This is a genomic window from Streptomyces sp. NPDC059008 (assembly GCF_042749045.1).
Classification (GTDB): domain Bacteria; phylum Actinomycetota; class Actinomycetes; order Streptomycetales; family Streptomycetaceae; genus Streptomyces.
Window position 1 is genome coordinate 153439 of record NZ_JBHYJC010000009.1, and the last position, 25387, is coordinate 178825.

Here is a 25387-nt window from a genome sequence, read left to right on the forward strand (position 1 = left end):
GGTGGTGTTACCTGCTGATCTGACCTGCGTACATTAGCGGACCGTCAACAAGCGCCCGGTCGCGCCCTCCGCCGGGCCAGATACGGGCCGGTGCGGCTGCCGGGGGCCGCCGCGACCTCGGCGGGCGTTCCGGTGGCCACGATCCGGCCGCCGTCCGCGCCGCCACCGGGCCCGAGGTCGATGACGTGGTCGGCACCGGCGACCACCCCCATGTCGTGCTCGACGACCACGACGGTGTGCCCGGCGTCGACCAGGCCGTGCAGCTGGCGCAGCAGCACCTCGGTGTCGGCGGGGTGCAGCCCGGTGGTGGGCTCGTCGAGGAGGTAGAGGGTGTGGCCCCGGCGGGTGCGCTGGAGTTCGGTGGCGAGCTTGATGCGCTGGGCTTCGCCGCCGGACAGCTCGGTCGCGGGCTGGCCCAGCCGCAGATAGCCCAGACCGACGTCCTTGAGGGTGCGCAGGCTGCGGGCGGCGGCAGGGATGTCGGCGAGGAAGTCGGCGGCGGCGTCCACGGTCATGCCCAGGACCTCGGCGATGGTGCGGTCCCGGTAGGTGATCTCCAGCGTGTCGGGGTGGTAGCGCGCGCCGTGGCAGGTGGTGCAGGGCGCGTAGGTGCCGGGCAGGAAGAGCAGCTCCACGGCGACGAAGCCCTCGCCCTGGCAGGTCTCGCACCGGCCGGAGGCGACGTTGAAGGAGAACCGCCCGGCGGTGTAGCCCCGGGCGCGGGCCTCGTCGGTGGCGGCGAAGACCTTGCGTACCGCGTCGAACAGCCCGGTGTAGGTGGCGAGGTTGGAGCGCGGGGTGCGGCCGATGGGCTTCTGGTCGACGCGGACCAGCCGGTGGACGGCGTCCAGGCCGTCGGCGCCGGCGAGTTGGGCGCGGGCCGTCGGGCCGGTGTCGCCGCCGTCCGCCCCGCCGTCGCCCTGCTGCTCGTCGCCGGTGCCGAGGTGGTCGCGTACGGCGTCCGCGAGGACCCGGGTGACCAGCGTCGACTTGCCCGATCCGGAGACGCCGGTGACGGCGGTGAAGACGCCGAGCGGGAAGGCGGCGTCCACCGCGCGCAGGTTGTGCAGGGTGACGCCACGCAACGTCAGGGTGCCCGAGGGGCTGCGCGGGGTGCGCTCGGCGGGCGGTTCGGTGGCGAACAGGAAGCGGCGGGTGGCGGACCGCTCGGCGTCGGCGAGCGCGGCGACCGGGCCGCTGTGCAGGATCTGCCCGCCGTGCTCCCCGGCGCGCGGGCCGACGTCCACGATCCAGTCGGCGCGCCGTACCACGTCCATGTCGTGCTCGACGACGAAGAGCGAGTTGCCGGCCTCCTTGAGCCGGCCGAGCACGGTGAGCAGGGACTCCGTGTCGGCGGGGTGGAGCCCGGCGGACGGCTCGTCCAGGACGTAGACGACGCCGAAGAGGCCGGAGCGCAGCTGGGTGGCCAGCCGCAGCCGCTGCAGCTCGCCCGCGGACAGGGTGGGAGCGGGCCGGTCCATGCTCAGATAGCCCAGACCGAGTTCGGTGAGCACTTCGATACGCGCCACCAGGTCGCGGGCGAGCGCCGGCGCCACCTCGTCGTCCGCCCCTGCGGCGGTGGGGCGCAGCAGCTCGGCGAGGGCGCTCAGCGGCAGGCCCGCGAGGGCGGCGATGTCCTGCCCCTCGAAGGTGACGGCCAGCGCCTCGGCGCGCAGCCGCCGCCCCGCGCACACCGGGCAGGGCTCGGCGACCATGAAACCCTGGACGCGCTTGCGCAGCGTCTCGCTCTTGGAGTCGGCGAAGGTGTGCAGCACATAGCGTCGGGCGCTCATGTACTGGCCTTTGTAGGGACGCTGGATACGGCCTACCTCACGGACCGGGTGGACGGTGACGACCGGCTGCTCCTCGGTGAACAGGATCCAGTCGCGGTCGGCCCGTGGCAGCTCCCGCCAGGGCCGGTCGATGTCGTGGCCCAGGGCGGCGAGGATGTCGCGGAGGTTCTTGCCCTGCCAGGCACCGGGCCAGGCGGCGATGGCGCCGTCGCGGATGGAGAGCGCCGAGTCGGGGACGAGGGACTCCTCCGTGACCCGGTGGACGGTGCCCAGGCCATGGCACTCCGGACAGGCACCCGCCGCGGTGTTGGGCGAGAACGCGTCGGAGTCGAGCCGCTCGGTGCTGCCGGCCGGATAGTCGCCGGCGCGGGAGAACAGCATCCGCAGGGTGTTGGAGAGGGTGGTGACGGTGCCGACCGAGGAGCGGGAGGTGGGCGCGGAGCGCCGCTGCTCCAGCGCGACGGCCGGCGGCAGCCCGGTGATGTCCTCGACCTTGGGCGCACCGACCTGGTGGATCAGCCGCCGGGCGTAGGGCGCCACCGACTCGAAGTAGCGGCGCTGCGCCTCGGCGTACAGGGTGCCGAACGCAAGAGAGGACTTACCCGATCCGGACACCCCGGTGAACGCGACCAGGGCGTCCCTCGGGATGTCCACATCGACGCTGCGGAGGTTGTGCTCACGGGCGCCGCGCACCCGGACGTACGAGTCGGCCATACCTCCATGATCGGGCACCGTCCGCGCTGGCGGCGGCAACCCTGCGCGGTCGTCGCAGCGGTACGACCGGCCGCACACCGACGCGATGTCGCGCCGTGCACGGAGGCGTTCCGCCAGACCCACATGAGTGACACCGCGCATCAGCGCCCACGGCGGGGGCAGCCAGATGGTGTCAACACACCTGTACCGGAAGGCAGTTCATGCGTCGAGTCATCACCGTCACGCTGGGCACCCTGGCACTCCTCGGCGTGCTCGCGTCGCCCGCCGGCGCCGTTCCCGACCCGGTCGGACTCCTCACCTGCGCGACGCAGTCCGCGGGTGACATCACGGCCCTCGTGGACCCCGCCGATCTCGCGGCGCCCGCCGAGATCCCGCTCACAAGTTGTCTCGCCCCTTGATCTGGACGGCACTGGGAGAGGTGCCAGACGGTCGGACGCCGCCCCCGCGGGTTACGGGCCCGGACGGCCGCACCGTTCGTCACTGCCCTCCGCCTCCCTTCCCTGGACCGGCTCCTGCGCTTCCCACCGGCGTTTCACACCGGCCCGGCGCGTCGTACGGGAGGACGGCCCGGCGGTGCGCGCCGGAGGCGGGGCGAGGGCGCGCCGCAGGCACCGGTCCACGGCGGGCCGGCGCTCACACGGGCCGTCGCGAGCCCCGTGGTTACGCTACCCAGATGGTGCGCACCCCCTACGACGACCGATTCCCCGCCGGGCTGCCCGTGGTCGCCCAGATGGGACGGACCGCGTCCGGGCGGGCCTGGCTGGCGCGGCTGCCGGGGCTCGTCCGGGACCTCGAAGAGCGCTGGGAGCTGCGGCTCGGCGCCCCGTACCACGGCGGCAGCTGCTCCTGGGTCGCACCGGCCGAGCAGCCGGACGGCACCCCCGCCGTGCTCAAGGTGACCTGGCCGCACCGCGAGGCCGACGGCGAGGGCCCGGCGCTGGACGCCTGGGGCGGCAACGGCGCGGTACGGCTGCTGCGCCGGTCGGGCGAGCGGAGCGCACTGCTGATCGAGCGGTGCACGCCCGGCACCGAGCTCGGCCGGGCCCCGTTGCCGCCCGCCGAGCGGCTCACGCTCGCCGCGGGCCTGCTGCGGGAGCTGTGGGACGCGCCCGTTCCGCCCGACGGCCGGCTGGAGCGGCTGGACGCGGTGTGCGCCGAGTGGGCCGACCTCCTCGAAGAGCGGATGCGGCGGCTGCGGCCCGGCTACGACCCGGGGCTGGTGGCGCTCGGCGCCGATCTGCTGCGCGGGCTTCCGGCGACGGCCGCCCGCGAGGTCGTCGTGCACGGCGACTTCAACCCGGGCAACGTACTGGCGGCGCAACGACGGCCGTGGCTGGCCATCGACGCCAAGCCGATGGTCGGCGACCCGGCGTACGACCCCTGGCCGCTGCTGGCGCAGATCGACGACCCCTTCGAGCACCCCGACCCCCGGCCGGTGCTCCGCGAGCGGTACTCCCTGGTCGCCGAGGCGCTGGGCGAGGACCCCGCACGGCTGCTGGCCTGGTCGGCGGCGCGCGGCGTGGAGAGCGCACTGTGGAGCGCCGCCCACGACGATGTCGAGGGCGGCGCCGAGGAGTTGGCGGAGGTTCGGGTGCTGGCGGAGCTGGCCGGGCTGTGACCGCCTCGTTCCCTTGCGCGGGCACCGGTTCACGGGCTTTCGCGGCCCGGTCACGGACTCGTCGGAGGCGGCCTACGCTGGGCACCCATGAGTACCGAACCGCGCGGACAGGGTGAACCGGTTCATGTGACGGTGTGGGACGAGGCGTTGCCCGGTGCACCGCGGGTGGTGCTGGTGCACGGGACGATGAGCTGGGGCACGGAGTGCTTCGCCGGACAGCGGCCGCTGGCCGGGATGTTCCGCCTCGAAGTCGTCGACCGGCGGGGCTTCGGCGACAGCCCGGACACCGAGCGCAGTGACTATGCGACCGACGCCGAGGACGTCGTCGAACTGCTGGGCTGCGGCGCGCACTTGGTCGGCCACTCCTATGGCGCGGCCGCCGTGATGCTGGCCGCCTCTGCCCGCCCGGAGGCGGTGCACTCGCTCACCCTCATCGAGCCTTCGGCGCTGCGCACCGCGGCCGCCCACCCCACCGTCGCGGCGGCGCTGGAGCGGATCCGGGCGGCGTTCGGGGAGTCCGGCCGGGAGGTGAGCCCGCAGGAGCATCTGCGGCGGTCCACCGAGCCGTACGGGCTGCCGGTGCCGGAGCCGACCCCGAGGATGCTGCGCGCGGTGCGCTCGGCGCTGCGCGAACGCCCCGTGTGGGACGCGGCGCTGCCGCTCGGGCCGCTGGCCAAGGCGACCATGCCCAAGAGCGTCGTCAACGGCACCTGGGAGACCGCGCACCCCGACTACCGGGAGCTCACCGGCACGGCGCTGATGGCCTGCGGGGAGTACCTCGCCGAGGCGATCGGCGCCCGCCACGTCCAGGTGCCCGGCGCGGACCACTTCCCGCACCGCGACCGCCCGGACGAGGTGAACGCCGTCCTCGCGCGGCTGTGGCAGAGCTGAGATCCGACTGCCGGGCGGTCGCCCCTCGTGGCCTCGACCCGCCGCCCGCTGCCGCTGCCCGCACCGGCTGCCAACGCCACTGCCGCCACCCTCAGGCGACCTCGATGCCGTACTCCTGGACCAGCGCCTCCAGGCCGCCGGGGTAGCCCTTGCCGCCGATCACGAAGTCCCAGTCGCCGCCCGCCCGTTGGCGGAACGAGCCGAGTACCAGCGCGGTCTCGCCGCGACGGCCGTCCGAGACCTCCAGCTGCCCCAGTTCCTGTCCCGCGGCGTCCAACAGCCGGATGCGGGCGTCGGTGAATCCGGAGAGATCGGCGTCGGGGTCGGCCTGGGGGTCGATGGCCGCGACCAGGACCAGCCGGTCGGCGTCCGACGGCAGCGCCTCGAAGTGCACCTGCATCGCGGCGCGGTCGGGGGCGAAGCCGGGCAGCATCCGCACCGAGCCGTCCGGGGTGCGGGGGTTGTTGTAGAAGACGAAGTGATCGTCGCTGAGGACCGTGGTGCCCTTGCACACCAGCGCGCAGACATCGAGGCCGACCCGGCCGGACCAGTTCATGCCGAGGATGTTGTGGTCCCCGGGCTCGTCGGCCGCGGGGGCGCCGGGCCCGTCGGCGGTGCCCAGCCGACCACGCAGCCCGTACCGGCCGAGCAGGTCGACGAGTTCGGGGCCGGCGATGAGACTGAGCGGCTTGCCGTTGGCGAAGGTGTGCGCGCCGGGCCCGAAGCGGGAGGTGGTCACGAGCACGCCCTTGTTGGCGCCTTCGGACTGGACGGTGCCGTAGAGGTCGCGGACGGCGGTCGGCGGGACGGTGTTGCGGTAGCGCTTGACCTGCACGACGATCTTGCCGCCGCGGATCGGGTCCGGGTCCAGGGCGTCGACGTCGACCCCGCCGTCGCCCGACCGCTGGGTCGTCACCGCCTGCATGCCCATGGCGCGGAACAGCTCGGCGATCAGGTTCTCGAAGACGATCGGGTCCATCTCGTACAGGTCCGGCTCGCTGTCGGTGCCGTGCGAGACGACGGTGGCGCCGCCGCCGACGTCGCCCGGCAGCCGGCCGGGCCGGACCGCGGTGCGCTGGTCGGGGCGCGCGGAGAGCTGCCCGCGCAGCCCGTCGGTCAGACACTCCACGGCGCCGACCTGCTCCAGACGGAAGGAGTCGAAGGCACGGCGGGGCGCCATGACGGACGCGAGGTACACCTGGGCGGGGCGGCCGGTGGCCGGGTCCACCGCGTCGACGAAGCCGTTGAGCGCCACCGATTCCAGCGCGCCGTAGGTGTCGGCGGCGAAGAGGTCGCGCAGGACCAGCAGCATGCTCTGGGCCAGCACCTCGCGGTAGAGCGCGCGGCGCTGGGCTGCGGGCCGTGCGGTCTCCTTCTCCTGGTCGGCGGTGGGCATGTACCGGACGGATTTGTTCTCCGGGACGACGGCGTAGCCCGGCAGCTCCCAGTCCAGGACGAGCTGACGGGCCGTCGGGTCGTAGGCGGCGGCGACCTGACGGGGGAAGCCCTCCGGCCAGGCGGTCGAGGCGTACAGCGCGGCGGAGAAGTACTCGACGGCGGATTCCGCGTCGCCGCCGCGCAGGCCCGAGAGCAGCTCCTCGATACCGGCGTTGTGCTGCCGGATCCCGTCCAGTGTGGCGGCGGCCCACTGGTCGTACTGCCGGCGGTAGGCGTCGAGCTGGGCCTGGCGGCGGCTCTCGGCGGCCTGTGCGGCGTACCAGTCCTGCTCGTAGCGGGCGCGGGCCTCCCCCTGGGCGCGGTCGCGGCGGGCGGCTCCGGCGTGCCAGCCGCCGGTCGGCGCCTGATAGCGGGCCGGGTCGGGCATCGGCACAGGGGTGGCCAGGGCGCCGGGCGCGAACTCCTCGATCCGCTCGGAGCGCAGCAGCGCGGCGGCGGTGAAGGCGGGGGCGCGGCAGCCCTCGGCGAGCAGACCGGTCAGCGCGGCGACCCGGGCGTCCAGCTCCTCGGTCCGCCGGCGGGCATCGGCCTCGCGCTGCTGGCGGTAGGTCGCCTGCCGCTCCCGGTGCATCCGCGCCATCGCCCGCTCGGCGTCCCTGGCCTGCCGTTCCTGGTCGCGTCGGTGCTGTGCGTACGCGCGGCGCTGGGCTTCCTCCCGGCGCTGCTGCTGGCGCTGCGCCTCGGCCCAGACGGCCATTAATCCATGGGAACGGCGGCTCATGTCGAACTGTGTCCTCCCCCCGGGGCGGGTGCTGCCCCCGGAACCCTGTGGAAGCGGTTTCACCTGCGCTGTTGACCCGACTTTAGCGGGGGCGGCGGACCGGCAACCGGTCAGAGGAGGAGATCCGGCCGGGGCCGGGCCGGCCCGTTGGTCGAAGAAGCGGGAAGGGCCCTCCCGCAGTACGGGTGCGGCCCGGGAGCCGGTCCGCTCCGCGTCCGGGTCAGGCGACGGTGCCGCCGGCCGCGAGGAACCGCTCGACCGGCAGCGTCGCGGCGCCCAGCGCCACCGCGTCCGGGCCGAGCCGGCAGAGCTCGACACTGGTGCGCTCGCCGGGATGCCGTAGCGCCTGACCGGCCACCGTCGCACGGATCTGCGGGAGCAGTCGGGCACCGAGCAGCAGCCCGGCCCAGCCGCCGAGGATGATCCGGTGCGGGTTGAAGAGATTGACCAGGTTGGCGATGCCGGCACCGAGGTAGACCGCGGTCTCGTCCAGCACCCGGCGGGCCGCGGCCGAGTCCTCCGCGGCGGCGACGAGGGCCGTCAGCGCGGACTCCTCGTCCGCGCCGGGCGCCGGGCGGCCCCGACGGGCCTGGCGGTAGCGGTCCAAGACGCCCTCGGCGCCCGCGTACGCCTCCAGGCAACCGCGGGCGCCGCACCGGCAGCGCCGCCCGCCGACCTGGACGACGGTGTGCCCCCACTCCCCCGCGCTGCTGGTGGCGCCGTGGTAGAAACCGCCGTTGGCCACGACCGCGGCGCCGATGCCGGAGCCGATCAGCGCGATCACGGCGTGGTCGGCCCCGCGCCCCGCACCGAACCACATCTCGGCCTGCCCCAGCGTCCTGGCACCGTTCTCGATGTGCAGCGGGAGGTCGGTACCCGGGTGGGCCGCGGTGCCGTCGCGCAGCATCCGGCCGAGCGGTACGGCGCGCCAGTCGACGGTCTGCCCGTGCACCAGTGCGCCGCCCTCGCCGGCCGCGACGCGTTCGACGACGCCGGAGACCGCCACACCGACCCCGAGGATGTCGCCGCGGTCGACGGCGGCGGCCGCGATCACCTCGTCGAGGCCGTCGAGGATCCGCTCGACGACCGGGCCGGCGCCGTGCCGGCCGCGCTCCAACGGCCGGTCGGCACGGGCCCGTTCGTTCATGGTCAGGTCGTACAGCCCGACGCGCACCCTGGTCTCGCCGACGTCCACACCGACGACGCGGCGCCGGCCGGGATCGACCCGCAGCAGGATCCGCGGCCGCCCGCCGTCGGAATCGACCGTACCGGCCTCCACCACCAGGCCCTCGCCGAGGAGTTCGCCGACGACGGTGGAGACGGTGGTCAGGCTCAACCCCGTGCGCGCGCCGAGTTCCTGACGACTCATCGGTCCGTCGAAGTAGAGCGTCCACAGCAGTACGGAGCGGTTCCCGCGTCGCAGGTCCCGGGTCGTGGCACGTCGCTGGGCAGCGACCATGGGCGTCTCCTGTCCCTCGGCCCCCGGCGGCACATAATTCGAGACGCGCGATAAGCCTGTCAAGGACTTGGACCGGACCAATCGTCCGAGCCGTCCGGGTCAGTCGTGCGCGTGGTGCGGGCCTCTCGCCCGGACGGTGCTCGGCAACGTCGGCGGCCGAGCAGGGTGACCGGCGAGCGGGGCGACCACCAGATCAGATCGCGCCGTCGTGGCCCGCCCAGTACGGGTCCCGCAGCTGCCGTTTGAAGAGTTTGCCCGACTCGTCGCGCGGCAGCCGCTCCTCGAAGACCACCGCCCGGGGGACCTTGTACCCGGCGAGGCGTTCGGCGACATGGGCGCGTACCTCCCCGCCGCCGAGCGACACTCCGTGTTCGGTCTCCACGTGCGCGGCGAGGACCTCGCCGAACTCCTCGTCGGGGATGCCGAACACCGCCACGTCGCGCACCCCGTCGAGGGACAGCAGGCAGCCCTCGACCTCCGCGGGGTAGATGTTGACGCCGCCGGAGATGACCAGGTCGTTGCGGCGGTCGCTGAGGTAGAGGTAGCCGTCCTCGTCGAGATGGCCGATGTCCCCGATGGTGACGTAGCCGGGCAGGCCGGACGCTTCCATGGCGGCCCGCTTCTCCGGGTCGCCGAGGTAGGTGAACTGCGGCCAGGCGTCGGCGGGTTTGAGGTAGATGTCACCGGTGTCACCCGCCGGCAGCGGCTGCCCGTCCGGGCCCAGGACCGCGACGGCACCGGTCCCCCTGGGCCGTCCGACGGTTCCGGGGTGGGCCAGCCACTCCGCGCTGTCGCACCAGGTCACGGCGCCGGTCTCGCTGCCGCCGTAGTACTCCCGCAGTACCGGTCCCAGCCAGTCGATCATGGCGTGTTTGATATGCGGCGGGCAGGGGGCCGCGGCGTGCACGACGGAGGTGAGCGAGGACAGGTCGTAGCGCTCGCGGACGTCCTTGGGCAGCCGGAGCAGCCGTACGAACATCGTGGGGACGACCTGGACCTGCTCGATGCGGTGGCGTTCGATCAGCCGCAGGAACTCCTCCGCGTCGAAGTGCGGCATCAGCGTGATGTCCAGACCGGCCGCGAGCGCGAGGACGGCGTGCTGGCTGGGGGACGCGTGGTAGAGCGGGGCCGGGATGAGCGTACGGCCGCCGGGGGCGACGGCGAAGTACTCCAGGAACAGCCGCACCGCCTCCGCCAGCCGCTCCGGGACGACCGGTTCGCGCAGAACTCCCTTGGGGCGGCCGGTGGTTCCGGAGCTGTAGATGACCGTGGGCGGGCGCTCGGCGGCGGCACCCCGCTCCAGGGGCGGGTGGCCGGCCAGCCACGGGTCGAGCAGCGGGTGCGCCCCGGTGGGCGGCGGCGCGGCGAAGCCGCAGGCGGCCGCGACACCGGCGGGAACGGCGGCCTCGACGACCCGTACGCCCTCCGGGAGCACCGCGGTCACCCCGGCCAGCAGGTCGCTGTGCGCGAAGACCACCTTGCTGCCGCTGTCGGTGAGCACATGCCGCAGCTCGTCCTGCCGGAAGTGCCAGTTGACCGGAACGGCGCAGGCGCCGAGCAGGGCCGCTCCGGCGGTGATCTCCAGATGGGCGGGCTCGTTGCGCAGGACGACGGCGATCCGGTCGCCCGGCTCGACTCCGGCCGCGCGCAGGCCGGTCGCGATCCGCGCCGCCCGTTCGAGGAAGGCCGGGTAGTCGCGTTCCGCACCCGCGCAGCGGATGGCCGGAGCGCCGACGGCGGGTGGGGCGACGGCTTCCATGGTGCCTCCCATGAGTGCGGCCCGGGCCGCTCATTGAACCGGCAATCGCGGATCGTCGCCAGGGTGCCGCAGGGATGCCGGGGCGTGCGGAGCACCGACCGCGCGCATTCGGCCATCTGCTCCTGACAGGGCATGAGATCCGAGGTATCCAGGCTTCCTGTGCGTCAACTCCGGTAACTCCGGGGCTGGTTCGGCGAGGTGCTCCGATGTTTATGGCGTCCAGGGTCTTCCGGTCGGGGGGCGCGGACTGCACCATGCGGGAGGGCACAGGAGGCACGCGCGCAACCGACCGACGTGGACACCCGACCCGAGGAGCGAGCGATGCACAGCCGCACGAGACCGTTCCGCCTGCCGTTGGTCGTGGCGGCACTGGGCGCCCTGCTGCTGGCCGGTGGCGGCCCGGTGGCCGCCGCGAAGCCCCCGCCGCGGCCCGCCGCCGGCCCCGGCACCAACCATGCGACCGACGACCCGTTCACCGCGTCGCGCACCTCGTGGTGGCGGCAGGACCGCTTCGGGATGTTCATCCACTTCGGCGCGTACGCGAACCTGGAGGGCGAGTACACCCGGCCGGACGGCACGGTCTGCCGCAACGCGGAGTGGATCCAGCGCGAGTGCGCGATCCCCAAGGCGGAGTACGAGCGGCAGGCGGCCGCCTTCGACCCGTCCGCCTTCGACGCCGAGGCGATCGTCAGGGCCGCCAAGGACGCCGGCCAGCGCTATATCGTCATCACCGCCAAGCACCACGACGGCTATGCGATGTGGCCGACCCGGCAGAACACCTGGAACCTGCGCGACCACTCCTCCTTCGACCCGCACCGCGACCTCCTCGCCGAGCTGAAGAAGGCCGCCGACGCCGCCGGCGTCAAGCTCGGTTTCTACTACTCGATCTGGGACTGGCACGACCCGGACTTCGCCGACCCGGCGACCTTCCCGCGCTACAAGAAGCGGATGTACGACCAGCTGAAGGAGCTGATCGACGGTTACGACCCGGCGCTCTTGTGGTTCGACGGCGAGTGGGACGCGGACAACCCCACCAACCGCTGGTCCCGCCGGGACGGCGCCGCCCTCCAGGCGTATCTGCACGGCCTGAAACCCGGCCTGGTCGTCAACAACCGTGTCGGCAAGCGCGAGGTGGTCGACGGCGACTTCGGCACGCCGGAGCAGGAGATCCCCGCGGAGCCGGTCGATGGGCAGCTGTGGGAGAGCTGTATGACCCTCAACGACCACTGGGGCTTCGCCAAGTACGACACCCACTGGAAGTCGCCGGCGACGGTCGTGCACAACCTGATGGACGTGGCGAGCCGCGGCGGCAACTACCTGCTCAACGTAGGGCCCGACAGGCTCGGACGCATCCCGCGGCCGTCCGTCGACCGACTGCGGGAGGCCGGCCGGTGGCTGGGGAGGAACGGCCGGGGCGCCGCGGTGTTCGGGGCCGGGCACACCGGGCTGGTCGCCGACCCGCCCTGGGGCGCGGTCTCCCGGCGCGGCGACGAGCTGTACGCCGCCGTCACCTCCTGGCCCGCGACGGGCGGCTCCCTCCACCTCACCGCCGAGAGCCCCTTCGAGATCACCGCGGCCCGGGTGCTGGGCAGCTCCCAGCGGGTGACGGTCACCCGGGCCGGCGACGGCTTCGACCTCACCCCGGCCGGTGCCGCCCCCGATCCGCTCGCCGGCGTCGTCCGGCTCACGATCAGGCCGCCGGCCGCGACGCCCGTCGGCGAGGGCGGCGGGCTGACGGCGCGGAGCTGGGCGAACGACTCCTTCACCGGCCCGCCCGCGGCGGTCGGGGTGGACCCGACGGTGAACGAGTCCTACCGCTTCGACGGCTCACCGGACCCGAGGATCCCCGCCGATCACTTCGCCACCCGCTGGACCGGCACCCTCCAGCCGCGCTTCGACGAGACCTACACCCTCACCACCGTCTCCGACGACACCGTGCGGCTGTGGATCGACGGCCGGCAGGTGATCGACGGCTCGGTCCCGCACGGCCCCAGGGTCGACAAGGCGACCGTGCCCCTCAAGGCCGGGCACCGGCACCGCATCCGGATCGACCACACGGAGCGCACCGGCGAGGCGCATCTGAAGCTGCTGTGGTCCAGCCCGAGCCAGGAGCAGCAGATCGTGCCCCGGAGCCAGCTCTACGCGGACTGACCGCGGCCGCACCGACGCCGCCGGCCGGGCGGGCGGGGGCGGGAAATCTCTCGCCGCCGGCTGGGCCGTTCGGGTCACCGCGGGGGCGGTTGTCGGTGCCCGCTCCTATCCTCGGGGACCATGAGCGACGACGAGATCCTGCGGACCCATGGCGAGGCCCTCGCGCTGTTCGGCAGCCGGGTGCACGCCGTCCGCGACGACCAGTGGGACGGCCCGACGCCGTGCACGCAGTGGTCGGTGCGCGATCTGGTGAACCACCTCACCGCAGAGCAGCTGTGGGTGCCCCGCCTGGTGCGGGACGGCGCCACGATCGCGGAGGTGGGCTCGGACTTCGACGGGGACGTGCTGGGCGACGATCCGGTCGCGGCGTGGGACCGCGCGGCGGTGGCCGCCGTGGCGGCGTTCGCGGAGCGCGGCGCGCTGAGTCGTACGGTCCCGTTGTCCTACGGCTCCAGCCCGGCCGACGCGTACTGCACGCAGATGATGGCCGACGCGGTGGTGCACGCCTGGGATCTGTCCCGTGCGATCGGCGCCGATGAGCAGCTGCCCGGATGGCTGGCGACGGCGGCGCTGCGCGAGGTGGAGCCGTACGCCTCGGGGCTCGACGCGTCCGGGCTGTTCGCCCCGGCGGTGGACGCCCCGGAGGACGCCGACGATCTCACCCGGCTGCTGTGCCTGCTCGGGCGTCGGCCCTGACCCGGAGGGGTAACACCCCAGGGGCAGGGCCGACGCCCGAGTGATCCGTCGATCAGTCGATGCCGCGGATGATGTACGGCTCGGCGGGGTCGTCGTCGCAGCCGGCGAGGCGCACCGGCGCGCAGCGGTCCCAGACTTCGAGATTACGGACTTCCCTGATACGACCTGGTCGCTCGCCGCGCTTCAAGCGGGGCTGCTTGTGTTGAGCCTTGTGCATTGCCACCACGCACTCCTTCATCGAGGTATCGGTCCGACGCGGTGGCGCCTTGTTCACAAACCGGGAGGTCGGCCAAGGTTTGTGGCGTTCCCGCGACGGGCCAATTGGTGTTGGCGTCTCCCAGAAAGGTCGTCCGTCGCCCCTCAGATTAACGACGCCGCACCCGGCGCGCTCGACGTTTTCCGGCGAGATGGCCGTGGCGTCGGAAGGCAGGAATTCCGCCCCTTGTGGTGACGGGGAAATCGGGCGAGATGTGTGATGCACATCACTCACCCGAATGGCCCTGGCGTTGCTGCATTTGCCCCGATCCGCACGCTGGAGGGTGACCGCGCCGAGGGAGTGTTCCCACCCGCGCGGCCGCGGTGCTACCCATGGGCGAGTGGCATGGTTCTCGGATTCCGGTTACTGGCTCGGGCGGCTCGTCTTCCAGCGGACGCTGGCGGTGCTCTATCTGGTCGCGTTCCTCGCCGCGGTGCGGCAGTTCCGGGCACTGATCGGGGCGCGCGGCATGCTGCCGGTGCCCGCGTTCGTGGCGCGGGTGCCGTTCGGCGCGTCGCCCTCGGTCTTCCACTGGCACTACTCGGACCGCTTCTTCGCCCTCTGGTCGTGGTCGGGCGCACTGCTGGCGGCGGCCGTGGCGGGCGGGGCCGCGGACGCCGTGCCGCTGTGGGCGTCGATGGTGATGTGGGCCGCCCTGTGGGCGATGTATCTGTCGATCGTGAACGTCGGGCAGACCTGGTACGGCTTCGGCTGGGAGTCGCTGCTGCTGGAGGCCGGCTCGCTCGCGGTGTTCCTCGGCAACGCCGAGACCGCTCCCCCGGTGCTGATCATGTGGCTGCTGCGCTGGGTGCTCTTCCGGGTCGAGTTCGGGGCCGGGCTGATCAAGATGCGTGGCGACCGCTGCTGGCGGGATCTGACCTGCCTCTACTACCACCACGAGACCCAGCCGATGCCGGGGCCGCTGAGCTGGTTCTTCCACCATCTGCCCAAGCCGCTGCACCGGGTCGAGGTGGCCGCCAACCATGTCGCCCAACTCGCCCTTCCGGTCCTGCTGTTCACCCCCCAGCCGATCGCCGGATGGGCCGCCGCCGCGATGGTCGTCACCCAGCTGTGGCTGGTGCTCTCCGGCAATTTCGCCTGGCTGAACTGGGTGACCATCGCGCTGGCGATGTCGGCGGCCGCCCCGCTGTGGGCCCGGCCGTCCCACGGGCTCGCCCCGCCCCCGGTGTGGTTCGAGGTCCTGATCCTCCTGGCCACCGCCGGGGTCCTGTGGCTCAGCTATAGGCCGGCGCGCAACTTGCTGTCCCGGCAGCAGATGATGAACACGTCCTACGAGTCGCTGCATCTGGTCAATTCGTACGGCGCCTTCGGCTCGATCACGCGGGTGCGCCGGGAGATCGTGGTGGAGGGGACGGCGGATGCCGTGACCGGGCCCGGCACGACCTGGGTGGCGTACGAGTTTCACGGCAAGCCGGGCGATGTCGGGCGGCTGCCGCGCCAGTTCGCGCCGTACCATCTGCGGCTGGACTGGCTGATGTGGTTCGCCGCGCTGTCGCCGGCCTATGCGCGGGCGTGGTTCGTTCCGTTCGTGGCGCGACTGCTGGAGAACGACCGGGACACGCTGCGGCTGCTGCGCACCAATCCGTTCCCCGATCTGCCGCCGGCCAGGATCAGGGCCCGGGTCTTCCGCTACCGCTTCACGACCTGGCGGGAACTGCGGGAGACCGGAGCGTGGTGGCATCGCACCGAGGAGCGGGAGTTTCTGCCGCCGGTCGCTCGGTCAGCTCTGCGCGGAACGCGATGACCATGTCCCGGGCGTGGCGCAGCCCGATGCGGACGAAGTCCCGCTCCAGCGTGGCCAGTTCGCTCAGCGTGGCCTCCCGGTCGCGGCCCAGGCGGGCGCGGGACTTGGCCAGCCCGAGGCGGGAGAGCGCGACCCCGCGCGGCTCCTGCATCTCGCCGAACTCCTGCAGTGCGAGGGTGTAGGTGTCGCGTGCGGCCTCGTACCGGCCCGCTCGGTACAGGACGTTGCCGCGCATCTTGTGGTTGTAGGCCAGCGCCGACGCCAGGTCCATCGCGCGGCAGATGCCCTCCGCCTCGGACAGCAGCTCCAGCGCGCGGTCCGTCTCGCCCTGTACGGACAGCACATCGGCTATCCCCCGCAGCGACCAGGCGCGGCCGCGGGCGTCCTCGCCGGCTTCGGCGATCCGGGCGGACTCCTCGAACAGCTCCAGGGCCTTGGCGTAGTCGCCGGTGTTGCGGTGCATCTGGGCTATGCCGGACATCGCCCAGACCATGTGCCGGGCCTCGCCGTGCGCCCGGCCCTGTTCGAGCAGCTGCTCGTGGAGCTCGGCGACCGCGGCGTAGTCGCCCTGTATGCGGCCGGTCTCGGCGAGGCCGGCGAGGGAGTAGCCGTGGGCGAGGCGGTCGCCGCCGGTGTCGGCCAGGGAGACCGCGTGGGTGAGCAGCCGGCGGGCCAGCGGCAGGGTGCCGCACTGGCGGGCCAGGGTGCCGCCGCTCCACAGTGCCCAGGCCATGGCGCCCGCGTCACCGGCGGCGCGGGCGCTGCGGTAGCTCTCCCGCCAGGCGGTGCCGGCCTCCGTCACCCGGCCGAGGCGCCGGTTGGCCTCGGCGACCGCGAGCGCGGCCCGCGCCCGCTCCAGCGCGGTGTCCGCCCGGTCGTGTGCCCGGCTCGCCTTCGCCAGCACCTCCTCGTAGGAGGAGTTCACACCCAGCGCCGAGCCCAGCTCGCCCTGGTACTCCGGGGCGAATGCCTTGCCGTACATAGATCCGTGGCCTCTCGATCATTTCCATGCCTTGATCACGAAACTACGAGCGGCAGGGGGTGCGGCGAATCAGTCCGCGTATGGGTTGTGCCGTACGACTGGAGTGCTACGGGGAGGGTCATGGTCATCATGAGGATGTAGGGGCTCGTCAGGGTCGCCGGGCCGAAAGCCGCGCCGGAGCGGCTCCAGCACGGCGCGGGGCGGCCTCAGGGGAGGCTCAGGGACCGGCGCCGGAAAGGCTCCGCCATCGCGTTGCACATGTTGCATCACGTGTTGCGGCTCTTGCCGGGGTGGGCGCGGCGGGCCACCCTGCTGCCATGACAGCAGCGGGTACGGGAGCGCGGTCCGGGGCCGGGGCGGACCGTCGGCGGTTTCTGCGGACCGTCGCGGCGGGACTGACCATGACGGCCGGGGTAGGACTGCTGACGGCGGCGGACCACGGCCCCGCGCGGACCCCGACCCGACGCCCCACGAGCCAGCCCGCGCGCCGCTCCCGTCCGCTGTACCTGGGGACCTACACCTCGAAGGACGGCGGCGGCACCGGCGTCGGACTCGCCACGTACGACACCGCGACCGGGCGGATCACCGCCACCGGCGTGGTGGCCGGGGTCGCCGATCCGTCCTATCTCGCCCTCGCGCCGAGCGGGCGCACCCTCTACGCCGTCGACGAGCAGGAGCGGGGCGGGGTGACCGCCCTCGCGCTGCCGCCCGGCGGCCCGCCGCGGGTGCTGGGCACCCGGTCCACCGGCGGCGGCGGGCCCTGCCATCTGTCCGTACACCCCGGCGGACGCTGGCTGCTCAGCGCCAACTACCTGTCCGGCAGCGTGGCCGTCCACCCGATCGACCGGGCAACGGGCGCCCTGGGCGAACGCACCGACCTCGTCACCCACTCCAGCCCGCCGCCCGGCCCCGGCCAGGACGGGCCGCACGCCCACCAGATCGTCACCACCCCCGACGGCCGGCATGTGCTGGCCGTCGACCTCGGCAACGACACCGTCTACACCTACCGGCTGGACGACGCGGCCGGGCGGCTCACCCAGGTGTCGTACGCGGCGCTCCGCCCCGGTGCCGGCCCCCGGCATCTGACCTTCCACCCCTCCGGCGGCTTCGCGTATCTGGCGAACGAGGTCGACAACACGGTCGTGGTCTGCGGCTACGACCGCAAGAGCGGGCGGCTGACGCCCGGCGCGCCGCAGTCCACGGGGACCGGCCCAGGGACCAGCTATCCGGCGCAGCTGCTCGTCACCCGCGACGGCCGCTTCGCGTACCTCGCCAATCGCGGTCACAACAGCCTCACCCGCTACGCCGTGGAGGCCCGCGGGGCGCGGCTGCGGCTGCTGGACACCGTGCCGGTGGGCGGGGACTTCCCCCGGCAGATCGCGTTCTCGCCGGATGGGCGCTGGCTGTTCGCGGCGAACCAGAAGTCCGGTTCGGTGACGGTGTTCTCGGTGGACGGACGGACCGGGGCGCTCAAGAGCGCGGGGGAGCCGTTCGCGGCACCGGTCCCGGTGTGTGTGCTGCCGAGGTGAGCCGGACGGGCCGGTCCGGCCGGGGCACCGCGGCAACGGCCCCCGCGGGGGCGGCCGGTGAGCGCCGGTCAGGGCGCCGGGCGGGGCTCAGCCGGCCAGGTACTGCCGCAGCAGATCGCTCAGTTCCCGCTCGAACCCGTCGTAGCGGGCGCGGAGCCGGTCGCCCGGCCAGTCGGGCGGCAGCAGCGCGTCCGGCAGGAGCGGGTCGGCGAGGAGATGGCGCAGGGCGGCCGCCGCGACCGTGAAGCGCCCGGCGGGCGACTCGGCGCGGTCCAGGGCGGACATCAGGGCACCGGCCCGCGCCGCCCAGCCGTCCAGGTCCCACAGGCGGGCGGCGAGCGCGGCCGGATCGTCGTCCGGAGTGCCGCTGAGCCAGGTGCACTGCTCGGTGACGACGGGCGGGCGGGGCCGGTCGAGGTTGGCGGGGCGCAGCCAGCTGCCCTCGCGGAGTTCGGCCAGCCGCAGCGCCGCCATCGCCTGGCGCAGTGCGGTGCGCTCGGCGGCCGGCCGGCCTTCCGGGGTGGTGACGACGGCGATCTCCCAGTCCCCGTGCCAGGGCCGGGTCCGGGGTGAGCGGCTCTCGTCCTGACGGGTCTGGCGCGCCAGCAGGCGGGCGGTCAGCTCGTAGGAGCCGTCGGTCTGCCGCAGGTCGCCGGCGGCCACCATGCGCGAGAGCGCGACCCGGACGGTGCCCTCGGCGATCCCGAAGAGTTCACCGACTCGCACCAGGGCGCGGACGGGCAGCCTCGGCGGGTGGTGGCCGAGCAGGGTGCTCAGCACGATGGAGCGCGCGGTGAGGGGCCGCAGCGCGAGCGCGGCGGCGCCGTCGGGGTCGTGGTGGGTGCCGGGGTCGTTCATATGTGCAGGAAATTCTAGGGCGTGGAGCGCGGCTGGTATTACGCTCTTCCCACGGCTGTTCGGTTTCTGTAACGTCGAAGACATGACCGTCACCCATGAAGTCGTGAACCAGGCCCCGCCGCTGACCGGGTTCAGCACGGCGGACGAGCCGGCCCTGCTGGAGGCGCTGCGCCGGGACGGCGCCGAGTGGGGCGTGCCGGAGGTGGCCGAGCTCGGCGCGCTGGCCGGTTCGGCGGCGGTGCAGGACCAGGCCCGCTGGGCGGAGCAGCAGCCGCCCCGGCTGCACACCCACGACCGCTTCGGGCACCGCGTCGACGAGGTGGAGTTCCATCCGGCCTGGCACCAGCTGATGACCGTCGCGGTGGAGCACGGGCTGCACGCGGCGCCGTGGACCGACGGCCGCGCCGGGGCGCATCTGGTGCGCGCCGCGAAGTTCTACGTCTGGTCGCAGGCCGAGCCGGGCCACGGCTGCCCCGTCTCGATGACCTACGCCGCCGTCCCCGCGCTGCGCGCCGCCCCGGACCTGGCCGCGCAGTACGAGCCGCTGCTGGCGTCCCGTTCCTACGACTTCGGGCTGCGGGCGCCGCTGACCAAGTCGGGTCTGATCGCGGGCATGTCGATGACGGAGAAGCAGGGCGGCTCCGACGTACGGGCCAACACCACGCGTGCGGTGCCGGCCGGCGACGGCACGTACCGCATCACCGGCCACAAGTGGTTCACCTCCGCCCCGATGAGCGATGTGTTCCTGGCGCTGGCGCAGACCGCGGAGGGGCTGAGCTGCTTCCTGCTGCCGCGGGTGCTGCCGGACGGCACGCTCAACGGGATGCGGCTGATGCGTCTGAAGGACAAGCTGGGCAACCGCTCCAACGCGTCCTCCGAGATCGAGTACGACGAGGCGGTGGCCTGGCCGGTCGGTGAGCCGGGTCGCGGGGTGCGCACCATCGTGGAGATGGTGAACATGACCCGGCTGGACTGTGTGCTGGGGTCGGCGGCCGGGATGCGGGCGGGACTGCGGCAGGCGCTGCACCACACCGCCCATCGGCGGGCGTTCGGGCGGGAGTTGGACCGGCAGCCGCTGATGCGCTCGGTGCTGGCGGATCTGGCGGTCGAGTCGGAGGCGGCGACGCTGCTGGGCATGCGGCTGGCCGCGGCGGTGGACCGGTCGCAGGCCGGGGACGCCGGGGAGTCGGCGCTGCGCCGGCTGGCGCTGGCGGCCGGCAAGTACTGGGTGTGCAAGCGGGGCAGCGGCCATGCGGCGGAGGCGCTGGAGTGCCTGGGCGGCAACGGCTATGTCGAGGACTCGGGCCTGCCACGGCTGTACCGGGAGGCGCCCCTGCTGTCGATCTGGGAGGGCTCGGGCAATGTCGCCGCGCTCGACGTGCTGCGGGCACTGGGCAAGGAGCCGGCCGCGCTCGATGCGTTCTTCGCCGAGGTGGAGACGGCCGCGGGCGCCGACCGGCGGCTGGACGCGGCGGTGGCCGGGGTCCGCAAGATGCTCGGCACCCTGGCCTCTCCGGAGCGTGCGCAGCTGATGGCGCGGTCGCTGGCGGAGCGGATGGCGCTGGTGCTGCAGGGCTCGCTGCTGGTGCGGCACAGCCACCCGGCGCTCGCCGACGCGTTCTGCGCCTCCCGGCTCGACGGGGAGTGGGGCAACGCGTACGGCACGCTGCCGGCCGGGGTCGATCTGACGGCGATCCTGGAACGCGTCCGGCCGCCGGCGCCGGACGCGGCCGGGGGCGCGGCCTGATGTCGGTACGGATCGAGCGGGCCGGGCCGGTGACGACGGTGGTGCTGTCCCGGCCCGCGTCCCGCAACGCCGTGGACGGCCCGACGGCACGCCAACTGGCCGATGCCTTCCGCGAGTTCGACAACGATGACACGGCGCGGGTGGCCGTGCTGTGGGGCGAGGGCGGGACGTTCTGCTCCGGCGCCGACCTCAAGGCGATGGGCACCGAGCGCGGCAACCGCGTCGCGCCGGACGGCGACGGGCCGATGGGGCCGACCCGGATGCGGCTGGGCAAGCCGGTGATCGCGGCGGTGGCCGGTCATGCGGTGGCCGGCGGGCTGGAGCTGGCGCTGTGGTGCGATCTGCGGGTGGCGGAGGAGGACGCGGTCCTCGGGGTGTTCTGCCGGCGGTGGGGGGTGCCGCTGATCGACGGCGGTACGGTGCGGCTGCCACGACTGATCGGTGCGAGCCGGGCGATGGACCTGGTCCTGACGGGGCGCCCGGTCCCGGCGGCGGAGGCGCTGGACATCGGGCTGGTCCACCGGGTGGTGCCGACCGGGACGGCGCGCGCCGAGGCGGAGCTGCTGGCGGCGGAGATCGCCCGTTTCCCGCAGGCGTGTCTGCGCAGCGACCGGGCCGCCCTGCTGGACCAGGAGGGCCGGGACGAAGCGGCCGCGCTGGCCGCGGAACTCCGGTACGGGCAGACGGTGCTGGCCGAGGCGCTGACGGGCGCGGCGCGCTTCACGGCGGGCGCGGGACGGCACGGGGAGCCGGACCGGGCCTAGGGTCCGTCCGAGGGGGGCCTTCCCGATCCCCGTGGGCCCCCGATGGGCCGTGGCACCGAAGCGGTCACGGTGCCCCCGGGGTGACACCATGCGCCCCATGAACGATGTGAACTACCCCGAGGCGGGCGGCACCCGGCGCACCCCGCTGCCGCCCGGCTACCACCACCTCCACGAGGAGCTGCCGATCGGCCGCGGTCGCGAGGTGCTGACCGCGGCGGGCGAGGCGATCACCACGTTCCGGCTGCACCGGGCGGCCGGCACCGGCATCCGCGCCGACGCCCCGCGGGCCGCGCCGGGGGTCGCCGTCGAGGTCTCGTTGGGCATCGGCCCGCTGCGGCTGCGGGCCCCGTGCCGGGTGGTGTGGACGGTGGCCGACGAGGACCGCGTCGGCTTCGCCTACGGGACGCGCGCCGGGCACCCCGAGTGCGGCGAGGAGGCCTTCCTGGCCGAGCTGCGGGCGGACGGCTCGGTGTGGTTCACCGTGACCGCCTTCAGCCGCCCGGCCCGCGCCTTCACCCGTCTCGCGGGCCCCCTGGTCCCCGTCTTCCAGCGGCTGTACATCCGCCACCTCGGCCGCACTCTGCGCCGGCTGGCGAACCGCTGAACGCCGGTCCTCCGTCCACTTTTCTCACGCCCTGGCGCCGCCCGGAGACGCGTAGTTACCGACGCGTAGCCCCGTCACCGGTGATCGCCATACGTCCACTTGCGCTTCATCTTTTCGTCACCATCTCCCCTGGCGACCGTGAGAGAAATCCAGCCATGTGTGACGACGAACTGATCCCGCCGCAGGCGGACATGACCGAGCGGGAGTGGCTGCGGGCCGGCTCGGACGCGGCGGCCGGGGCGCCCCCGATGCCCACCACGGGGCGCGTTCCGCAGTGGGTGAACCGGCGGACGCTGCTGGGCGGCGCGATGGCCGGCGCGGCGCTGGCGGTGCTGCCCTCGCAGGCGCAGTCCCCCGCCTCGGCCGCGACCCGCCCGGGCACCCCGGGGGCCTTTCCGTTCCCCGAGCACCCCAACGGCAGGGGCGAGTTCGCCATCCTGGTCACCGGTGACGCCGGTACGGGCGACGAGGCGCAGTACGCGGTGGCGGCCGCGGCGCGGGATCTCTGCCGGGCCGAGGGCATCGGACTCGCGGTCGGCCTCGGCGACAACATCTACGAGAACGGCCCGGAGTCCGCCGACGACAGCGAGTTCCAGGACAAGTTCGAAAAGCCCAACAGCGGCATCGACGTGCCCTGGCTGATGGTGCTGGGCAACCACGACTGCTCGGGGCTGATACCCGGCAGCGGCGGCGACCCCTCGCGCGGTGACCGCGAGGTCGCGTACGCCAGGACCTCCAAGCGCTGGTACATGCCCAGCCGTTACTACAGCGTCCCGCTGCCGGCGGCCGACCCGCTGGTGGAGTTCTTCGCCATCGACACGATCCCCTGGTCGTCCTATGTCGCCCAGCTCGACCCGTACTACCGCTGGGACGGGCCGTACATGCGCGAGCAGCAACGGTGGCTGGACGGTGCGCTGCGCGCCTCGCGGGCCCGCTGGAAGGTGGTGCTGAGCCACCACCCGTACCTCAACAACGGCAAGCACGGCAGCGCCGGTTCGTACGACGGGTTCGAGATCGGGAACTACACCAGCGGCGTCCACCTCAAGGACATGTACGAGAAGGTGGTGTGCGGGCGGGCCGATCTGATCCTGTCCGGTCACGATCACACGCTGCAGATCCTGGAGCCCACGGCGCGGACCGGCGGCACCCGGCAGGTGGTCTGCGGGGCGTCGGCCAAGACGGAGGACGGCAAGGCCCACTTCGGGCACCCGGCCGCCTGGCAGAACTTCTCCGACAACGGGTTCATGGTGCTGAAGGTGTCCGGTGCGCGGCTGACCATCGACGCGTACACCGTCGACGTGGCGACGCGGACGGCGACGCTGCGGCACCGGACGCGGCAGACCGCGCCGGTCGCGGCGGCGCGGGCACACGCCTGACGAGGTGGGCCGTCCTGGTGCGCGCTCGCCCGGGACGGCCCGCCCCGCTCGCCTCACTGCGGATAGCCCACCAGGTTGGCGACGTTGCGCTGGGCGTCCGACGGACCGCCGGTGTCGTTGACGACGTGGCGGATCGTGCCGGTGCCGCCGAGCGAGACCGTCACCATGTCGTGCAAGCGGACGCCGGGGGTGCTCGGCACCTCGAAGGCGTGCTCGGCGGCGACGTCGCGGTTGACGTGGAAGAAGCAGTAGCTGCCGAGCCCCCACGCCTCGTGGTTCCTCACCCCGTCAGCGACCTTGTAGGCGGCGTAGCCCTGGGTACCGCCGTTCATCCAGGACCCCTGGTCCGGCGGGTCGTAGGGCATCTCGTTCTGGTAGAAGTACGTCCGGCCGCGCTCGCCGTTCCAGACCGTCTGGTGCTGCTGGTAGTGCTCGACGAACAGGCCGTACATGGTGACGTCGTCGCCGTTGACGGTCAGGCCGTTGGCGGCGGTGTTGGTGTTCCAGCCGACGCCGTCGCCGTGGTCGGCGCGCCAGATCCACAGATGGTCGCCGATGACGTGGGAGCTGTTGACGACCAGGCTCCTGGCGGCCTTGCCGGGGCCGGCGCCGCCGACGCGGAAGAACACGTCGTGCAGCGAGGTCGGGTTCCCGGCGTGGCTCGCCGAGGAGTCCTGCGGGCCGACCTCCATCAGGGACGGCGAGCTGGTGGTGCCCGCGTCGATCAGCAGTCCGGCGATCCGGACGCCGTCGACGTCGGCGACGGACACCGCCGTGACGCCGTTGTCGGGGATCAGGGTGGCCAGGCCCAGGCCGAGCACCACGGTGTCCGGCCGGGTGATCCGCAGTGTCCGGTCGAGGTGGTAGACACCGGGCGTGACCAGCAGGTGCTTGCCGGCGTCCAGGGCCGTGTTAATCTGCTCCGCACTCGCCCCGGGCTTGACGACGAAGAAGTCGCCCAGTGGCAGTGAGCCGCCCTGCGGGTCGCCCGAGGACCAGCTGGTGCCCTGGGAGTCCTTGCGCAGGGCCGGTACGAACACCCGGTAGTCGCCGGCGTCGTCGACGTACAAAAACGGCTTCTCGCGGGAGACGGGGGTGGACTCGACGCGGGTGTAGGGCGGGGTGGGGAAGTCTCCGGCCGGGGCGTTCTTCGCGCCGACGAAGACCATGTTCCAGTTGGCGCCGCTCCAGCCGCCCCATTCGGTGTTGCGGGACAGCCACTGCTGCTGGGAGCCGGAGCGGACCTGGCCGTCGACCTTGGTGTCGGCCAGCAGCCCGCCGCTGGACCAGCCGCCGTCGTCGAGCTGCAGATCGCCCTTGAGGTGCATCCGGCGGTACGGCGCCGCCTGCGAGACCGCCCAGCGGTCGGCGCCACCGGACGGGTTGACGGCAAGGTTCTCCGCCGACCGCCAGAAGTTCTGGGTGGCGTTGCCGTCGAACCAGTCGGCCTCGGCGTGCACCGCTCCGTTGATGGTGGTGTCGTCCGGCGAGCGGCCGAGGCCGGCGATCTGGGTGTAGAAGCCGATGTCGGCGTCGACGTCGTACGAGCCCGGCTTGAACAGCAGCGCATGCCGCGCCGTGCCGAACTGGTTCTTCTCCTGCTCCTTGAAGACGTCGTCGACGGCGCTCTGGATCTGGCCCTTGGGCGTCGACGGGTCGAAGACCTGGACGTTCGGGCCGAGGTCGGGATCGGCCGCGGCGGCGTCGGCCCGCGGGAGCGAGAGGGTGGCGGCGCAGGCCGCGAGGGCGACGGCGAGGAGGGTGGCGCGGCGTGGCAGCCGCGCCCTGCGGTGCCCGCGGGTGCTGGCGGGTGTCATCTGTGGGGGTCTCCTACCAGGTGAAGGTGGCGAGGGCGCCGGCCGGGAGGTGGCAACCGAGGCGCTGCCCGGCCCGGTTGGGGTCGGGGCGGTCGTGGTGGTGCGCAGCCCGATGTGCGGTCCGCCCTCCTGTGACGAGGGCAGGAGGGCGCGCACGCCTCAGCTCCGCCCCGCGGACCGGTGTGGACACGGTCCCGCTGCTGCTTGTGGCCGGTGTGGACACGGCCGACGGCTCGGCATCATGTTTCGGGACTTGAACATGCCACGTCAAGACTCGTGCACGGGCGAGGAGTTGGCACGGCCGGATTCCACCGTAGGCGTTCACTGCCTGAACACATACGGCGCTCGGGTGGCGTACCGCGACATGCGGCGTCCCCGACCCGCGCCTAAGGTGTTCGCATGGCCGCGTTCCGGTGGGTGTCGGCCCCG

19 protein-coding genes are annotated in these 25387 nt (G+C 73.4%); 11 read left to right on the forward strand and 8 right to left on the reverse strand.

Annotated elements, in window-relative coordinates; all coding sequences use genetic code 11:
* Positions 1–44 precede the first annotated feature (44 nt).
* Entirely contained in the window at positions 45–2507 is a 2463-nt protein-coding gene (gene uvrA / locus ACFWZH_RS14465) for an excinuclease ABC subunit UvrA (protein WP_384429484.1), read from the reverse strand.
* A gap of 200 nt (positions 2508–2707) precedes the next feature.
* Here uvrA and ACFWZH_RS14470 point away from each other — a divergent pair, with 200 nt between their 5' ends.
* The 3 genes from ACFWZH_RS14470 (at position 2708) to ACFWZH_RS14480 (ending at position 5016) form a co-directional block, all read left to right on the forward strand.
* Positions 2708–2905 carry a hypothetical protein gene (locus tag ACFWZH_RS14470; RefSeq protein ID WP_384429487.1) on the forward strand — a complete coding sequence of 66 codons (198 nt, stop codon included), beginning with the start codon at positions 2708–2710 and terminating at the stop codon, positions 2903–2905.
* 275 nt (positions 2906–3180) lie between these two features.
* A complete protein-coding gene (locus ACFWZH_RS14475) occupies positions 3181–4125 on the forward strand; it encodes an aminoglycoside phosphotransferase family protein (protein WP_384429490.1) in 945 nt (314 codons plus the stop codon).
* Positions 4126–4212: 87 nt separating this feature from the next.
* Entirely contained in the window at positions 4213–5016 is an 804-nt protein-coding gene (locus ACFWZH_RS14480) for an alpha/beta fold hydrolase (RefSeq protein WP_384429493.1), read from the forward strand.
* Positions 5017–5107: 91 nt separating this feature from the next.
* Here the strand turns inward: ACFWZH_RS14480 and ACFWZH_RS14485 are convergent, their stop codons facing one another.
* From ACFWZH_RS14485 to ACFWZH_RS14495, 3 genes are all read right to left on the reverse strand, one after another.
* The gene (locus ACFWZH_RS14485) at positions 5108–7171 is read right to left on the reverse strand and encodes a restriction endonuclease (RefSeq protein WP_384429497.1); all 2064 of its coding nucleotides are present in this window, start codon (positions 7169–7171) and stop codon (positions 5108–5110) included.
* Between the two features lie 244 nt (positions 7172–7415).
* Positions 7416–8654: an ROK family protein gene (locus tag ACFWZH_RS14490; RefSeq protein WP_384429500.1), complete on the reverse strand. Its 1239-nt coding sequence runs from the start codon at positions 8652–8654 to the stop codon at positions 7416–7418.
* A gap of 193 nt (positions 8655–8847) precedes the next feature.
* Positions 8848–10413: an AMP-binding protein gene (locus ACFWZH_RS14495; RefSeq protein ID WP_384429503.1), complete on the reverse strand. Its 1566-nt coding sequence runs from the start codon at positions 10411–10413 to the stop codon at positions 8848–8850.
* Between the two features lie 321 nt (positions 10414–10734).
* Between ACFWZH_RS14495 and ACFWZH_RS14500 the strand changes: the two genes are divergently transcribed.
* Together ACFWZH_RS14500 and ACFWZH_RS14505 are read left to right on the forward strand one after the other, a co-directional pair.
* Entirely contained in the window at positions 10735–12564 is a 1830-nt protein-coding gene (locus ACFWZH_RS14500) for an alpha-L-fucosidase (protein ID WP_384429506.1), read from the forward strand.
* 120 nt (positions 12565–12684) lie between these two features.
* Entirely contained in the window at positions 12685–13260 is a 576-nt protein-coding gene (locus tag ACFWZH_RS14505) for a TIGR03086 family metal-binding protein (protein ID WP_384429509.1), read from the forward strand.
* Positions 13261–13312: 52 nt separating this feature from the next.
* On the opposite strand, the gene ACFWZH_RS14510 is transcribed toward ACFWZH_RS14505, so the two are convergent.
* Positions 13313–13483, reverse strand: coding sequence for a hypothetical protein (locus ACFWZH_RS14510; protein ID WP_384429709.1), 171 nt, complete (start codon positions 13481–13483; stop codon positions 13313–13315).
* Positions 13484–13856: 373 nt separating this feature from the next.
* Here ACFWZH_RS14510 and ACFWZH_RS14515 point away from each other — a divergent pair, with 373 nt between their 5' ends.
* Complete coding sequence (locus ACFWZH_RS14515; RefSeq protein ID WP_384429512.1) at positions 13857–15281, forward strand: lipase maturation factor family protein; 1425 nt, start codon at positions 13857–13859, stop codon at positions 15279–15281.
* Here the strand turns inward: ACFWZH_RS14515 and ACFWZH_RS14520 are convergent.
* Positions 15175–16263: a tetratricopeptide repeat protein gene (locus ACFWZH_RS14520; protein WP_384429515.1), complete on the reverse strand. Its 1089-nt coding sequence runs from the start codon at positions 16261–16263 to the stop codon at positions 15175–15177. The two genes, ACFWZH_RS14515 and ACFWZH_RS14520, sit on opposite strands and share 107 nt — an antisense overlap.
* 317 nt (positions 16264–16580) lie before the next feature.
* On the opposite strand from ACFWZH_RS14520, the gene ACFWZH_RS14525 reads away from it, so the two are divergent.
* Positions 16581–17792 carry a lactonase family protein gene (locus ACFWZH_RS14525; protein ID WP_384429518.1) on the forward strand — a complete coding sequence of 404 codons (1212 nt, stop codon included), beginning with the start codon at positions 16581–16583 and terminating at the stop codon, positions 17790–17792.
* An 87-nt stretch (positions 17793–17879) separates the two neighbouring features.
* On the opposite strand, the gene ACFWZH_RS14530 is transcribed toward ACFWZH_RS14525, so the two are convergent.
* Positions 17880–18650 carry a PaaX family transcriptional regulator C-terminal domain-containing protein gene (locus ACFWZH_RS14530; protein WP_384429521.1) on the reverse strand — a complete coding sequence of 257 codons (771 nt, stop codon included), beginning with the start codon at positions 18648–18650 and terminating at the stop codon, positions 17880–17882.
* Between the two features lie 82 nt (positions 18651–18732).
* On the opposite strand from ACFWZH_RS14530, the gene ACFWZH_RS14535 reads away from it, so the two are divergent.
* The 4 genes from ACFWZH_RS14535 (at position 18733) to ACFWZH_RS14550 (ending at position 23141) form a co-directional block, all read left to right on the forward strand.
* Complete coding sequence (locus tag ACFWZH_RS14535; RefSeq protein ID WP_384429524.1) at positions 18733–20397, forward strand: acyl-CoA dehydrogenase family protein; 1665 nt, start codon at positions 18733–18735, stop codon at positions 20395–20397.
* Entirely contained in the window at positions 20397–21161 is a 765-nt protein-coding gene (locus tag ACFWZH_RS14540) for a crotonase/enoyl-CoA hydratase family protein (protein WP_384429526.1), read from the forward strand. The genes ACFWZH_RS14535 and ACFWZH_RS14540 overlap by 1 nt, the downstream gene beginning before the upstream one ends.
* Positions 21162–21258: 97 nt before the next feature.
* Positions 21259–21765, forward strand: coding sequence for a DUF1990 family protein (locus ACFWZH_RS14545; protein ID WP_384429529.1), 507 nt, complete (start codon positions 21259–21261; stop codon positions 21763–21765).
* Positions 21766–21920: 155 nt separating this feature from the next.
* Positions 21921–23141 (forward strand): metallophosphoesterase, encoded by a 1221-nt coding sequence (locus ACFWZH_RS14550; RefSeq protein ID WP_384429532.1) that lies wholly within the window; start codon positions 21921–21923, stop codon positions 23139–23141.
* A 53-nt stretch (positions 23142–23194) separates the two neighbouring features.
* Here ACFWZH_RS14550 and ACFWZH_RS14555 read toward each other — a convergent pair whose 3' ends face one another.
* The gene (locus tag ACFWZH_RS14555) at positions 23195–24958 is read right to left on the reverse strand and encodes a coagulation factor 5/8 type domain-containing protein (protein WP_384429535.1); all 1764 of its coding nucleotides are present in this window, start codon (positions 24956–24958) and stop codon (positions 23195–23197) included.
* Positions 24959–25387 lie beyond the last annotated feature (429 nt).